A 14,142-nucleotide genomic window follows, 5' to 3' on the forward strand; every position below is an offset into this window, starting at 1 on the left:
ACCAAATGATTGATTCATCCCCCAATAAACAACCTAATTTCGATAACACGGAAGTTGCTTTTCGTCAAAAGACCAATGCGGAATTAAAAAAGGCATTTTGGCTTTTTAAAATGATTGGCAATAACTTTTTAACCAAGGTTGGTCCAACGATAACTAATTTCTTTTTGAATATTGGATTGCCTATTCAGGGTGCCATTAAAGCAACTATTTTTCAGCAGTTTTGTGGCGGCGAAACCATCGCCGAGTGCGATAAAGCCATTGCTCAACTGGCAAAAGGTGGTGTAGGAACCATTTTAGATTATTCGGTTGAAGGGGAGGAAGAAGAAGTGGTTTTTGATGAAACCTGTCAGGAAATTATCCGTACCATTCTCCGGGCCGATGGCGACCCGAACATTCCGATTACCGTTTTTAAAATTACAGGCATCGGTCGTTTTGCCTTGTTAGAAAAGTTAGATGCGAAACAAACTCTAACGGACAATGAACAGGCAGAGTTTGATAAGGTAAAATTACGTTGTGAAATGATTTGCCGCACCGCTTTTGATAAAGGTGTGCCGGTTATGATTGATGCCGAGGAGACCTGGATTCAGGATACCATTGATGAATTGGCTTTAGATATGATGCGTAAATTTAATCAGGAACGCATAATTGTTTACAATACTTACCAAATGTATCGCCATGATAAACTGGCAGATATGAAAGCCGATCACTTAATTGCCAAAGCTGCCGGTTTTATTTTAGGTGTGAAAATGGTTCGTGGTGCATATATGGAAAAAGAGCGCAAACGTGCTGCTGAAATGGGCTATCCGTCGCCAATTCAACCCGATAAAGAATCATCTGATAAAGATTATAATGAATCGTTGCGTTATTGTGTAGATCATATTGAAGAAATAGCCATCGTTTGCGGCACGCATAATGAAGATAGCAGTCGTTTGTTAACTTACCTTTTAGAAGAAAAAAAAGTGGCGCATAATCATCCCCATGTCTATTTTGCACAATTATTGGGCATGAGTGATAACCTGAGTTTCAATCTTGCCGATGCGAACTACAATGTAGCGAAGTATGTACCTTACGGACCGATTAAAGCGGTAATGCCTTATTTATTCAGAAGAGCACAAGAAAATACTTCAGTTGCAGGACAGACCGGTAGAGAGTTAGGATTGATTGAAAGGGAATTGAAGAGAAGAAAGCTTTAGTTTACTGTATTGTATTGTCATTCTGAGGAACGAAATCTTGTTTCATAGGTTGCAGATTCTTCGTTCCTCAGAATGACAGCATGAGCAGATTTGCCGCAAATTATTTCCTCGCCACAAAACCCTGCTTTCCGGTTAGCAAATCATAAAACAAAATAAAATCGCTTGCTAAACTATAGCCTGGATATTGAAATGTGGCGGGTTTGTTTTTTTCGAAGAAAAAATGACCCACCCAGGCAAACCCATAACCTAAAACCGGCATGGCTAAGAAAAAATGCCAGTTATGGAACAGAAACCCGGTTATAAATGCAAGCACTACCAAACCTGTACCGATAAAATGCAAAATTCTGGAAGTTGTATTGGTATGCTGACTTAAATAAAACGGATAAAATTCCCGAAGCGATTTAATTTTTTTTTCTGCCATAGTCGATTTATAAAATTCCGTTTGCTTTCAGAAAAGAGGCTAATTGAGCTGGTTTCTCTGTCATTAACAACGTATTCAAGCCAACTTTTTTAGCACCCTCAATATGCTGCGGACTATCATCAATAAATAAAGTTTCTGCCGGATTTAGGTTATTCTCTTTCAAAACCTGCTCAAAAATATTTGTGTTTGGCTTGCGTAGTTTCATGTGTTGAGAAAAATAGGCTTTCTCAAAATAGTCATCGTAGTTGTTAATTTGAAAGGTTGTTTTCAGGTAGTTGATAATCCAATCGTAGTGGATATCGTTGTTATTACTCAAAAGAAATGTACGGTATTTTTCTTTGACTTTAAGCAGCAAATCGTGGTTTTCCTGGATGGTTCCAATTAATAAGCTGTTCCAGGCATCATCAATTTGCGCATCAGTAAGCCCAGGTTTATTTGCTGCCTTTCTAATCCCTGATCTGAATTCTGCAGGTGAAATTGCCCCGGTTTCAAAATCATCAAATAATTGATTATGTGCTTTATGTGCAAAGAAATTCTCAATGTCTGTGATGCCAAGCTTTTGAAATGAAGCCTGGGCAATTTTAAAATCAATGTCGAAAATTACATTTCCGTAATCGAAAATAATGTTTTTAATGTTTGGCATAAATGGTTAATAATCTGCCAAAAATATGCTTTATAAATTGTTTTTGAAGTTTAATTCAAAAAAACTATTTCAGCTTAACATATGTTTTTTACCTTTCTGATGTCTATCTGCTTTCCATTTTTCAGATGAAAAATAAAAAGCCAGAATTCATCATTATCTTTAATTTCAACTTCTTCAACCGTTCCGGATGCACCTTTTTCATTTCCAATAAGTACGCCCTTTTTAATCTCTAACAATGCTGATGTTGGCGTGTTTTCATTGATTATAACCATCATGTGCTAAATGTAATGCGTTAATATGTTAGCGTATTTTTTAAAAAAAAATCTTTTACTTTTTTATGGTTATTGTTCTGCCGGTAACCAAATTGAACACATAAGTCCGATATAAAGCATCTTCAATAATTTCTATACTTTCTACCAAGCCTGTTTTACTAAAAGTATCGGTAACCATATCTCCCTTTTTTACCGCTTGTAATTCTTCATTTGGCGTTTCATTATTCAATCTTTTCATTTGTTAAAGTTAGTCTTATATAAAAATAATTCCTCCTGGTTTTTGTTTTCATGATGGTCGCCATTTCGTTTACTGTGCGATTATTCAGCGTTTATAGTGGTGCAAAAAAGGCGTAATACCCTTAAAAAACCGCAGTTTGCGTAAAACACAGTTAAAACATATCAACGCTTTATTCCAAATAAGAATACTTATTTTTATAAAGTCTGTTTAATGTCATTTATTAATCCTATCTTACAGGATGGGAGATACACTTAATTTAATACTTGGCGTTATTTTTATTGCAGGCGGTTTCAGCGTTTTTTGCGTCATTTTTGGCGGTGGCAAAAAAGGTTAGCAAATTATTTTAGATCATTTTTCTTAACCGCAATTTGAAAATGAATGCTTATTCATTTAAATTAATTGCTTCTTTTATTGTATGCTGCATTTTTTGAAAAGCAGTATTAATCTACATTTGGAGATGAAGCACTTTTATTGGTTATGTCTGATAGTATATCTCCATTTAACTGATTAATCCATACCACAATTTCTTTTATTCGCAATTTTCCCCTTATATCTTTCGGTAAGTCTTTCGAATAAGTAAAACTGTAATCACTGAAGTTTTTAACATCACTGGTTGTTGCGATATAAAAATAGCCACCTTTATTTGCTTCCCACACATACCAGAAAAGTGTATCAGGTTCATTATAGTTGGTATGTTTAATGTGTGATGAATAAATATCCATTCTAACAACGTCCGGTAGAGGAACATCTTTTTTACAAGCAGTAAAAAAAGCGCACAATAATATAATGATTATATATTTTCTCATAACGTTTGACAACATCATAAAGATAATATAGTTTTAATTTTTATGAAAAAATGTCTAATTTTGTAATTTTAAAACTACATTTGTATTTTATTTTGATTAGCCTGTAGTCGTATAAATTTGTGTTAAATTATAAAACAATTTGTTTCGTTAGCAGTTTATACTCATTAAAATTGCTTTTTATACCATAGGGTGCGCTTTTTTAATCTATAAATACCGCTTCCCTGATGAAATTAAATTGCTTATATTGAAATGTAATTTTTAACAGATATGGCATGTCTAAATAAAAAAAGATTTTTTGATATAAAATGATACATCTTGAAATTATCAAGGGCAGATTTAAAAAGGATAAAGCTTTAAATGCAGAATTTCCGATAAGGCTGCTGGTTATTAAAGAAGCAACAGGTTTGTTATGTATGAATTCCGGCGATTATGTGCTTTCACCCGGGCGGGTGTTTTTCATCCCTGAAGAGGGCATAATACGTTTGGAAGCTGATGTCACATCTGCCTACTGGCTGAGTTTCAGTGGATTATTATATTCAGAATTTTTATTGCAGCATAGAGATGCCCAATCCAGAAATCTGTTTATGTCTTTATCCTTTAAAGATTTAACAAATATTCAGGCTCAAAAGGCATTTACTTTATTAGAACAGTTAAAAAGAGAAATCCTGGCTAAACGTGATGTTTCTTATCTTGCACAGTACCTGTCATTAATTCTCGGCTTTTCGGCCGTTTTAAATGCTGAGCTAATGGATTTAAATGTTGATGAGCTGCAGCAGGTTTTAAGATTCAGGGCTATTTTGGAACAATATTTTAAATCAGAAAGGTCGACTGAATTTTATGCTGCGGGTATGGGGATGAATTCGAGAAAATTAAATGCTTTTCTAAAAAAAGCATTTAATAAGAATTTGCCCGAATTATTATATGCAAGGCTTATCCGCGAGGCTGAAGAACTGCTGATTCATACAGATTATTCCATGTCGATGATTGCAGAAATACTTGGTTTTGGACAGGCAAATTCATTTGTAAGTAATTTCAAAAAAACGAAAGGCATATCTGCACTGGAATTTCGGAAAATAAATTAGTGCTATTTTGGCTTCGATATAAAGTTTAAAAAAGATTGGAATTGCGCTTTATGTTTTTGCTTATCCAGTTTAAAATAAAATGCACCCCTTCTCGAGCCGGATTTATCTTTTTCGGCCAGTTTAATCAATAAGCCGCTGGCTGTAATTTTTCTGATAAAGTTCCGGTTATCTATAGGCGAATCATAAACCTGTTCGTACAAATTCTGTAGCTGTGGAATGGTAAATTTTTTGGGTAATAATTCGAATAAAATAGGATGTAATGCAGCCTGATACCTTATTTTATCCATAGCTGCCTTTACCATAATGTTATGGTCGAAAATTAATTCCGGTACTTCTTTAAGCTTAAACCATTCCGCATGGTATTGATCATTTATTTGTTTGCTATACTTATGGATATCAATCAGCGCAAAATAAACAACGGAAACCGTTCGTTCAATCGGATCTCTATCCGGCTGTCCGTAAGCATGCAATTGCTCCAGATAAACATCATGCAGACCTGTAAGTTCCAGTAGGATACGTTTAGCTGCGCCATCTAAATCTTCACCAGGCCCAATAAAACCGCCCATTAAACTCCATTGGTTTTTTACGGGCTCTATCGCTCTTTTTATGACTAAAAGTTTAAGATGTTCGCCATCGTAACCAAAAATAATGCAATCTACAGCAACAAGAACAGGATTTTGATTTATATATTTTACCATTTTACAAGAACGTTTTTAAAATTGGATTTTTGAAGTTATCAATAAAACCTAAAATATTTAAATATCCATCAAATTCTTTAACATCATGAGTAGTTGTAAGTACAATACATTTCATTCCCGCATTTAATGCAGATTCTACACCTTTTGGTGCATCTTCAAAAACAAGGCAATCTGCTGGTTTAACGCCTAATTGTTCGGCAGACTTTAAAAAAGTTTCTGCATGGGGCTTGCTTATCCTAACATCATCAGCACTAACAATAGCATCAAAATAATTGCGGATTTTTAATCCGTCGATAACAAAGTTGATATTGAAACTTATCGCCGCTGAACCTATCGCCATTAAAATCTCATGTTGTTTGGCGGTTTCCAGAAATTTATCCAGCCCTTCAATAAGTGCAAGTTTTGAGAAATAGGCTTCCTGATAACGTTTTTCCTTATCAATAGACAGCGTCTGTATTTCTTCGCGTGTAAACCGATTTTTGCCGAAAATGCGTTCTAACACTTCATGATTTTTACCATACATTTCCTTCTTGACCAATTCATAAGAAAGATTTTCTTTTAAATCTTCGTTAATAATTTTATGCCATGCACGCGTATGGTATTCCATATCGTTTATCATGGTGCCATTTAAATCAAAAATAAAAGCTTTAGGTTTAAAATCTAAAATTTGCATATTATCGGCTAAAGTATGTGATTTTTTCCTGATGTAATAAATCCCTTTACCAATTATAAATGAAATTATATTATAATCGTTATAATAACGTTAATTATTTTATTACTTTAGCCTTAACCAAATTAAATCTTTATGAAAAAAAATATTCTTTCAGCAATATCCCTTGCCACACTATGTCTGTCTACTGCTTTATTTTCTTGTAACCCTTCAGCAGAAAAAAAAGCTGCGGAAGAAGTAAAAACTGATTCGTCGGGTTATCATACTACATTAGATGGTAAAAATGTTTCGCTTTATACATTGAAAAATAAGCAAGGTGCATCCGTTTCTATTACAAATTATGGTGGTAGGGTAGTTTCACTTTTAGTACCCGACAAAAATAATAAGTTAACAGATGTGGTTTTAGGATACGACAGTCTTGGTGCTTACCGTAAAAAAGGCGAACCGTTTTTTGGTGCATTAATCGGACGGTATGGCAATAGGATTGGAAAAGGAAAATTTAATCTTGAAGGAAAAGATTATCAGTTACAGCTAAACGACGGACAGAATACATTGCATGGCGGTAAGGATGGTTTCTTTTCTAAAGTATGGGATGCAAAACAGATTGATGCGCAGAAATTAGAATTAACTTATTCTTCAAAGGATGGCGAAGCAGGATATCCCGGCAAATTAGACGTTAAGGTTACTTATACTTTAACGGATGATAATGCCTTAAAAATTGATTATACGGCAACGACAGATAAAACGACAATCGTTAATTTAACCAATCATGCCTACTTCAATTTGAATGGCGAGGGAAACTCAACAATTCTTGATCACGAATTATATATTGATGCAAATGCGTATACACCAGTTGATTCGACATTGATTCCCACCGGTAAATTGCAGCCTGTAGCAGGTACGGCTTTTGATTTTAATAAAGCAAAAACGATTGGTAAAAATATTGAGGAGAAAGATCAGCAATTAACTTTCGGCAAAGGTTACGACCATAATTTTGCCTTAAATAAGCATGATGAAAAAAAGGTAATCGCAACCGTTAAAAGTACAATTACAGGCATTACCATGGAAGTTTATACGAGCGAACCCGGTCTCCAGTTTTACAGTGGTAATTTTCTAACCGGTGAAACCAAAGATGGGAAAGGTGGTAAATCTTACCCTCATCGTTCGGCATTTTGTTTAGAAACACAACATTTCCCTGATGCACCAAATCATGCTAATTTCGCGTCTACCGTACTAAAACCGGGCGAAATTTATAAAACAACAACAACCTATAAATTTTTAAAGTAAATCTTGACTTTCTAATTTATAGAAAGAAGATGCACAATTCAGGAAGAGGTTTTCCTTTTCCTGAATTGTGAATTTTGAAGCATATTTGGCAACCAGATTGAACCAGTCGGCATAAGGTCTGCTTAACAACACCACAGGCCAATCACTACCATACATTACACGATTGGTTCCAAAATGTTCGAAGATCACATCAAAACAGTTAAAGATCTCTATTTCCTTCCAGTTTTTCCAGTCTGCCTCTACTAATAAGGCAGAGAGTTTACAGTAAACATTTGGGTTTTGGGCAAGTATTTTAATGTTTTCAGCCCAGGTTTTTAAGTCCTGGCTTTTAACATCAGGCTTACCACAATGATCCAGCACATAAGGCTGATCGGCAGCTTTATCTACCAGTTTTATAATATCCGGAAGTTGATCGTGGTAACATAAAAGATCGTAGGTATAATTAAACTTTTTTAAGGTTTTGATGCCCCTAACAAAATCTTCAGATAAAATAAAATCAGCATTTTCTGCCTGAAGCACATGTCGCCATCCTTTGATTGTTTTAAATGAAGACCAGTAGTTCAGGCGTTCTTCTAAATTTTTATTTTTTAAATCAACCCAGCCTACAATACCTTTAATGATTTCATTTTGCTCGGCCAGGGTTAGCAGAAAATTATTTTCTTCTTCTGCCTGATTTGCCTGAACAGCTATGCAACCGGTAATTTGCAGTTCGCTATACGTTCTGATTAAATTTTTGGGTGTAAAATCTTTACGAATGGCATTCATTTCTTCATTAATCCAGGCATCTCTTACCGGATCGAAGTTCCAAAAATGTACATGCGTATCAATCATAACAATAAATTTAGAGTTTAAAAATATTTTCCATCATTATCCATTTCTCTCCCGGTTTGGCGCCAGGTAAAGCTTTTTGGTAATTCCACATTAACGTTTCCCATTCCTGAACTTTTTCATTTTCTAAATCTGCCTTTGCTTTAGCTTCCAGAGAAAATGAATCATTTACATCCATAATCATAAAAAGGCGGGTTCCTAAAAGATAAATTTCCAATTCTTCTATTCCAGCCGATTTTATGCTCTCCAGAATTTCCGGCCAAACGGCTTCGTGATATTCTTTGTAAGCTTCAATCAGCTTTTCATCATTAATTAAATCGAGTGCAAAGCAATATCTTTTCATGCTATATTTCATTATAAGCTTTAACAACTTGTTTGCTGCTTCCCAATCCATCGATACCTAATTCTACAACATCACCAGGCTTTAGGTACCAGGGCTCTGGTTTTTGGCCTAAACCAACGCCGGCAGGTGTTCCTGTTGTTATCACATCGCCAGGCAATAGTGTCATAAACTGGCTGATGTATGAAACCATAAAAGGCACATTAAAAATCAGGTTTGATGTATTTCCATCCTGTAACGTTTTGCCATTAACGGTTAACCAGAGACGTAAATTGTGAACATCCGCAATTTCGTCAGGTGTTGCAATAAATGGTCCGATAGGTGCGAAAGTATCGCAGCTTTTTCCTTTTACCCATTGTCCGTTTCTTTCTAATTGAAATTCACGCTCGCTGTAGTCGTTATGTAAAACATAGCCTGCAATATGTTTTAAGGCATTTTCTTCTGATACATAACTTGCTTTTTTACCGATTACGATTGCAAGTTCAACTTCCCAGTCTGTTTTTTTACTGTTTTTTGGGATAATTAAATCATCGTTGGGACCAACAATGGCAGATGTTGCCTTGAAAAATAATATCGGTTCTGCAGGAATTGCTGCATTTGTTTCTGCGGCGTGGTCTTTATAGTTTAGGCCAACACATATAATTTTTGAAGGCCGGGCAAGGGCCGCACCCAAACGTATGTTTTTATCAACTTCAGGTAAATTGGCATTTTGCACATCGGCTGCGAGTTTTTCTAACCCATCACCAGCAAAAAAAGCCTCGTTATAATCTGTAACCAGCGAAGAAACATCATAATATTTATCCTCTATAATCACACCTGGTTTTTCCGAGCCCGCTTCGCCAAATCGTATTAATTTCATTGTAAATTATTTATCTTATTTAGTATTTTAATTGTTTAAGGTTGTAAAGCCGCCATCAATAGGGTAGTCGCAACCCGTTATGAATGAGGCTTCATCGCTGCATAAATACAAAGCTAAAGCTCCAATTTCTTCAGGCTTTGCCATTCTGCCTATTGGTTGTGTTTTAGAAAGTTTTTCGAACATTTCAGGAATATTATCGGGATAGTTTTTTTGCAAAAAGCCATCTACAAAAGGGGTGTGAACCCTTGCAGGGGAAATGGAGTTACAACGGATGTTTTCTCCGATGTAATCTTTAGCAACGCTCATGGTCATTGCTTTAACGGCACCTTTTGCTGCGCTATACACAAAACGGTCGGGTAAGCCAACTAAAGAAGCGATTGAAGCCATGTTGATGATAACGCCGCCACCGGATAACCTTAACTGCGGTATTGCTGCATATAAACAATTATACACGCCTTTAACATTAACACGCATTACCCTATCGAAATCAGCTTCTTCAGTGGTATCTGCTTTGCCTATGTGGGCAATGCCTGCATTATTAACCAAAATATTGATTGGTCCGACTTGTTTAAAAATTTCATTAACAGCATTGTGGTCGGAAACATCACATGCATAACTAAATGCTTTAGAACCAGCGGCTTCTATTTCACTTAAAGTTGTTTCGGCCTGTTCAGTTCCAAGTTCAATAACATGAACTTCTGCACCTTGTTTGGCAAGTATTGTTGCGATGGCTTTTCCAATCCCGCTTCCCCCACCTGTAACCACTGCTCGTTTATTTTGTAATGAAAACATATTTTATATTATGGGTTTAAAATAGAAATAATTTAATAAAATTATCAATAGAATTGAGCAAAATCACATTTCTAAATAATTTTATTATGATTTTTTTGTTATCAGTTTACAAATAAAAAGGTAATTTTTGAATAAAATTTTCATTTTTTGCCTAAATATTAACTGATATTGTCATAAGGTTTTTTACATAAACAATAACAGTTTCAGTTTTAAGAAAATGAGATTTGTTTAATGTATTAAGGTTTAAGTTTCTTTGAAATTTACCACCGCAATCTTTCCATAACTTCTTAATAATTAAGCTTCGATACCATTAAGGCATTAAGTTATTCGGAGAACTATCACATATCTTTTCTTAATTTTCTTAACTTCTTAATGGTAAAGCTTTATATACCGTTAAGGCATCAAGGGTTAATGGCAAATTAGAATTAAAAACTTAATCTATTCATGATGCAATTGTTTCTTTGTACATAAACCTTCTTTAAATTTTAGTGTACTTACCGTTTTAATATGCAAATTGAAGCGATAATTCTGCATAATTTAGATAATGAATATATATTTTCGTATTTAAAAAACGTATATATTTGAATTTATGCTGTTTTGCTTTTTTGTCGATTTCTTAAATCGATTTCAATAAGTCTTAACCATTTATAAACTAAATTTAACAAACTGGCTTTGTGTGAATTATAAATGCACCTGACCAAATTTTAAATGTGATTAGCTAAAACCAAATATAATGAACCACAATACACAGCCGGGAATTGTAACCGACGGCAATTCGTCATCAGGAAAAAAATATTTATTACCACTCATTTTAATTACAAGCTTGTTTTTCTTCTGGGGGTTTGTACATAACCTCGACCCGGTTTTAATTCCTCACCTTAAAAAAGCATTTCGACTAACCGATTTAGAAACATCATTAGTAGACTTTTCAGTTTTTATCGCCTATTTCTTAATGGCTTTACCAGCTGGTTACGTAATGCGCAGGTGGGGCTATAAAAGCGGTATCATTTTGGGCCTTTCACTTTTTGCAATTGGCTGTTTGTTGTTTTTACCTGCGGCAGATACCCGTCAATATGTGTTCTTTCTAGGTGCCTTATTTATAATTGCCTGTGGATTAACATTTTTAGAAACAGCTGCAAATCCTTATGTAACAGTTTTAGGTCCGCCGGAAACCGCAACCCAAAGGTTAAATTTCTCACAATCATTTAATGGTTTTGCCGCGTTTATGGCACCAATTGTGGGTGGAAAATTTATACTTTCAGGGGTTAATTATTCGGATAGTGAATTAGCAAAAATGCTTCCGGAAGCTAAAGAAGCTTATTTGGCACATGAAGCGAGTAGTGTTAAAGGACCCTATTTAATTTTGGGCTTAATTATTATACTGGTTACCATATTGTTCATTTTTACAAAACTACCTGATATCAAAGAAGACAAAGAGGTAACAGAAGATAAACACAGAAGCGCTTTAGAAAAAATAATACACGCATTACGCCATAGTCATTTGCGCTGGGCGATTTTAGCCCAATTTTTTTATGTTGGTGCACAGGTTTGTGTATTGAGTTTTTTTATCAGGTTTATTACTGTATCGGCAAATATTGATGCCTCTGAGGCGAGTTGGTATTCTGGTGCAGCAGGCTTAGCCTTTATGGTAGGCAGGTTTGCAGGTACTTTTTTAATGAAATATATTGCACCGAACCGTTTATTAATGTTCTACGCATTAGCAAGTGCATTACTTACATCTCTAGCAATTTTTGGTACCGGTGCAATCACTATTTATGCCTTAATTGGTGTAGCATTTTTTATGTCTATCATGTTTCCGACCATATTTAGTATGGGAATTGCCGGCTTGGGTACCGATACAAAAATAGGCTCATCACTTATTGTAATGTCAATAGTTGGTGGTGCACTGCTACCATTGAGTTTAGGCTATATTTCTGACTTGACAAAAAATATTCAATACGGCTATTTAGTTCCGTTATTATGCTTTATAGTTATTCTTTTCTATGGATGGAAGGTTTGGAAACCTATACAAATTGAAGGAGAGATCAGCTTAAAAGATTAAATTTTCATGATTTTTAAGAATTACTAGTTTTATATGGATTTACAGTTAAAAGAAAAAGTTATTGTTATTACCGGTGCTGCAAAAGGCATTGGGCGCAGTATTGCAGAAGTATTTGCGAAGGAATACGCAATAGCAGTAATTGTTGGTAGAAAAGCAGAAGATAATCAGAAAGTAGTTGATGCAATTGCGGAACAAGGCGGTAAGGCTGCTCAATTTGTTGCAGAGTTATCTAATCCTGAAGATTGCGAAAAAGTAGTTTCAGCAATCGTTGCTAAATTTGGCCGAATTGATGGTTTGGTTAATAATGCCGGTGTTAATGATGGTGTAGGATTAGAAAGCGGAAATTATAAAGACTTCATGGCCTCACTACATAAAAACGTAGTTCATTATTATTTAATGGCACATCATGCTTTGCCCGAGTTAATCAAAAGCAAAGGTGCAATCGTAAACATTACTTCAAAAACAGCTGAAACCGGACAAGGAAATACCTCAGCTTATGCTGCCGCAAATGGTGGAAGAAATGCGCTTACGCGTGAATGGGCAGTCGAATTGTTGAAATATGGAATCCGTGTTAATGCAGTTGTTGTCGCCGAATGCTGGACGCCCGCATACGAAACCTGGATTGAAACTTTGCCTGATGCACAAGCTAAACTGGATGAAATTACAGCAAAGATTCCTTTAGAAAACAGAATGACTACTGCTGAAGAAATTGCAAATATGACCGCGTTTTTAATGTCAGATAAATCAAGCCATACAACCGGACAAATCATCCATGTTGATGGTGGCTATGTCCATTTGGATAGAGCTTTGGCGAATGCTTAATTCACGATGTCATCTTGAGCCTGTCGACAGATAATCGATAGTCTTCCACAAGCTCAGACTGAAAACAACTAAATAAAATGAAAACCCTTACCTGTACAACGCCGGGCGTTTTTGAATATTCAGAAGCAGAAAAACCAGAACTCAAAAGTGGGCATGCGATTATCAAGATAAAGCGAATTGGCATCTGCGGAACCGATTTACATGCATTTGAAGGTACGCAGCCTTTCTTTAATTATCCAAGAATTTTAGGTCATGAACTTTCCGGAGAATTGGTTGAAGCAGATGGCGCCGTTGGTTTTAGAATAGGCGAGGCCGTTACTTTCATTCCGTATTTCAATTGTGGCGAATGTATTGCCTGCCGGATGAATAAACCAAACTGCTGTGTTAAAATGCAGGTTTGTGGGGTACATGTGGATGGCGGAATGCGTGAGTATTTACAAGTTCCGTCCAAAACACTTTTACACGGTGAAGGGTTGAGTTATGATGAACTGGCTTTAGTAGAACCTTTGGCTATCGGAGCCCATGGTGTTCGCAGGGCTGATGTCCAACCTCGCGAATTTGTTTTGGTTATTGGCGCCGGTCCGATTGGCTTGGGGACTATGGAGTTTGCCAGGATTGCCGGTGCAAAAGTTATCGCCTTAGATATTAATGAAGACCGCCTGGCTTTTTGTAAAGATAAATTGAGGGTTGCCCATGTGGTTAATGCGCTGTCACCTGATGTCATTCAGCAACTTAGCAATATCACAAATGGGGATATGCCTACCGTTGTAATTGATGCAACCGGAAATCAGAAAGCCATAAATAATGCCATAAATTACATGGCTCATGGCGCCAGGTTTGTATTAATTGGCCTGCAAAAAGGCGATTTAATATTCAGTCACCCCGAATTTCATAAACGGGAATCTACTTTGATGAGCAGCAGAAATGCAACAATTGAAGATTTTGAACATGTGATCAAATCAATGAAAGCAGGTTTGGTAAATCCTACAAATTACATCACACACCAGGTAAAATTCGAAGAAGTAAAGGATGAATTTGAAAAATGGTTAGATCCGAAGAATGGTGTAATCAAAGCAATGGTTAGGATAGAGAATTAGTTTTTAGCCACAAATTCCGCCCCTAATTTGTC

The 14,142-nt window shown here is 35.7% G+C and carries 17 protein-coding genes; 6 read left to right on the forward strand and 11 right to left on the reverse strand.

The genetic code is table 11. The features are described 5' to 3' along the window. Nucleotides 1-5: 5 nt before the first annotated feature. The gene (locus tag O0931_RS04040) at nt 6-1,193 is read left to right on the forward strand and encodes a proline dehydrogenase family protein (RefSeq protein WP_269414263.1); all 1,188 of its coding nucleotides are present in this window, start codon (nt 6-8) and stop codon (nt 1,191-1,193) included. A gap of 100 nt (nt 1,194-1,293) precedes the next feature. On the opposite strand, the gene O0931_RS04045 is transcribed toward O0931_RS04040, so the two are convergent. From O0931_RS04045 to O0931_RS04065, 5 genes are all read right to left on the reverse strand, one after another. Further along, on the reverse strand, nt 1,294-1,614 hold the full coding sequence (locus O0931_RS04045; protein WP_269414264.1) for an Mpo1-like protein: 321 nt from the start codon (nt 1,612-1,614) through the stop codon (nt 1,294-1,296). Nucleotides 1,615-1,621: 7 nt separating this feature from the next. Further along, nucleotides 1,622-2,257 carry an HAD family hydrolase gene (locus O0931_RS04050; RefSeq protein WP_269414265.1) on the reverse strand — a complete coding sequence of 212 codons (636 nt, stop codon included), beginning with the start codon at nt 2,255-2,257 and terminating at the stop codon, nt 1,622-1,624. A gap of 74 nt (nt 2,258-2,331) precedes the next feature. Continuing rightward, a complete protein-coding gene (locus O0931_RS04055; RefSeq protein WP_269414266.1) occupies nt 2,332-2,532 on the reverse strand; it encodes a hypothetical protein in 201 nt (66 codons plus the stop codon). A 52-nt stretch (nt 2,533-2,584) separates the two neighbouring features. Next, on the reverse strand, nt 2,585-2,767 hold the full coding sequence (locus O0931_RS04060) for a hypothetical protein (protein ID WP_269414267.1): 183 nt from the start codon (nt 2,765-2,767) through the stop codon (nt 2,585-2,587). A 440-nt stretch (nt 2,768-3,207) separates the two neighbouring features. Then, a complete protein-coding gene (locus O0931_RS04065) occupies nt 3,208-3,573 on the reverse strand; it encodes a hypothetical protein (RefSeq protein WP_269414268.1) in 366 nt (121 codons plus the stop codon). Nucleotides 3,574-3,878: 305 nt separating this feature from the next. Here O0931_RS04065 and O0931_RS04070 point away from each other — a divergent pair, with 305 nt between their 5' ends. Then, nucleotides 3,879-4,655: a helix-turn-helix domain-containing protein gene (locus O0931_RS04070; protein WP_269414269.1), complete on the forward strand. Its 777-nt coding sequence runs from the start codon at nt 3,879-3,881 to the stop codon at nt 4,653-4,655. A gap of 2 nt (nt 4,656-4,657) precedes the next feature. On the opposite strand, the gene O0931_RS04075 is transcribed toward O0931_RS04070, so the two are convergent. Together O0931_RS04075 and O0931_RS04080 are read right to left on the reverse strand one after the other, a co-directional pair. After that, nucleotides 4,658-5,353 (reverse strand): NUDIX hydrolase, encoded by a 696-nt coding sequence (locus tag O0931_RS04075; RefSeq protein ID WP_269414270.1) that lies wholly within the window; start codon nt 5,351-5,353, stop codon nt 4,658-4,660. Between the two features lies 1 nt (nt 5,354). Beyond that, a complete protein-coding gene (locus O0931_RS04080) occupies nt 5,355-6,026 on the reverse strand; it encodes an HAD family hydrolase (protein ID WP_269414271.1) in 672 nt (223 codons plus the stop codon). A gap of 132 nt (nt 6,027-6,158) precedes the next feature. Between O0931_RS04080 and O0931_RS04085 the strand changes: the two genes are divergently transcribed. Continuing rightward, a complete protein-coding gene (locus O0931_RS04085; protein ID WP_269414272.1) occupies nt 6,159-7,310 on the forward strand; it encodes an aldose epimerase family protein in 1,152 nt (383 codons plus the stop codon). Here the strand turns inward: O0931_RS04085 and O0931_RS04090 are convergent. Genes O0931_RS04090 through O0931_RS04105 form a run of 4 tightly spaced genes read right to left on the reverse strand, consistent with a single transcriptional unit; the run spans nt 7,302 to nt 10,129 of the window. Then, on the reverse strand, nt 7,302-8,141 hold the full coding sequence (locus O0931_RS04090; protein WP_269414273.1) for an amidohydrolase family protein: 840 nt from the start codon (nt 8,139-8,141) through the stop codon (nt 7,302-7,304). The genes O0931_RS04085 and O0931_RS04090 overlap by 9 nt on opposite strands. Before the next feature lie 10 nt (nt 8,142-8,151). Next, nucleotides 8,152-8,481, reverse strand: a complete 330-nt coding sequence (locus O0931_RS04095) for an L-rhamnose mutarotase (protein ID WP_269414274.1) — start codon at nt 8,479-8,481, stop codon at nt 8,152-8,154. 1 nt (nt 8,482) lies between these two features. Next, the gene (locus O0931_RS04100) at nt 8,483-9,337 is read right to left on the reverse strand and encodes a fumarylacetoacetate hydrolase family protein (protein ID WP_269414275.1); all 855 of its coding nucleotides are present in this window, start codon (nt 9,335-9,337) and stop codon (nt 8,483-8,485) included. Nucleotides 9,338-9,364: 27 nt separating this feature from the next. Beyond that, nucleotides 9,365-10,129 carry an SDR family NAD(P)-dependent oxidoreductase gene (locus tag O0931_RS04105; protein WP_269414276.1) on the reverse strand — a complete coding sequence of 255 codons (765 nt, stop codon included), beginning with the start codon at nt 10,127-10,129 and terminating at the stop codon, nt 9,365-9,367. A 733-nt stretch (nt 10,130-10,862) separates the two neighbouring features. Between O0931_RS04105 and fucP the strand changes: the two genes are divergently transcribed. The 3 genes from fucP (at nt 10,863) to O0931_RS04120 (ending at nt 14,110) form a co-directional block, all read left to right on the forward strand. Further along, the gene (gene fucP / locus O0931_RS04110) at nt 10,863-12,191 is read left to right on the forward strand and encodes an L-fucose:H+ symporter permease (protein WP_269414277.1); all 1,329 of its coding nucleotides are present in this window, start codon (nt 10,863-10,865) and stop codon (nt 12,189-12,191) included. A gap of 33 nt (nt 12,192-12,224) precedes the next feature. Continuing rightward, nucleotides 12,225-13,013: an L-fucose dehydrogenase gene (locus tag O0931_RS04115; RefSeq protein WP_269414278.1), complete on the forward strand. Its 789-nt coding sequence runs from the start codon at nt 12,225-12,227 to the stop codon at nt 13,011-13,013. Between the two features lie 77 nt (nt 13,014-13,090). Further along, a complete protein-coding gene (locus O0931_RS04120; RefSeq protein WP_269414279.1) occupies nt 13,091-14,110 on the forward strand; it encodes a zinc-binding alcohol dehydrogenase family protein in 1,020 nt (339 codons plus the stop codon). Nucleotides 14,111-14,142: the final 32 nt, after the last annotated feature.

Source organism: Pedobacter rhodius, from assembly GCF_027213645.1.
Taxonomy (GTDB): domain Bacteria; phylum Bacteroidota; class Bacteroidia; order Sphingobacteriales; family Sphingobacteriaceae; genus Pedobacter; species Pedobacter rhodius.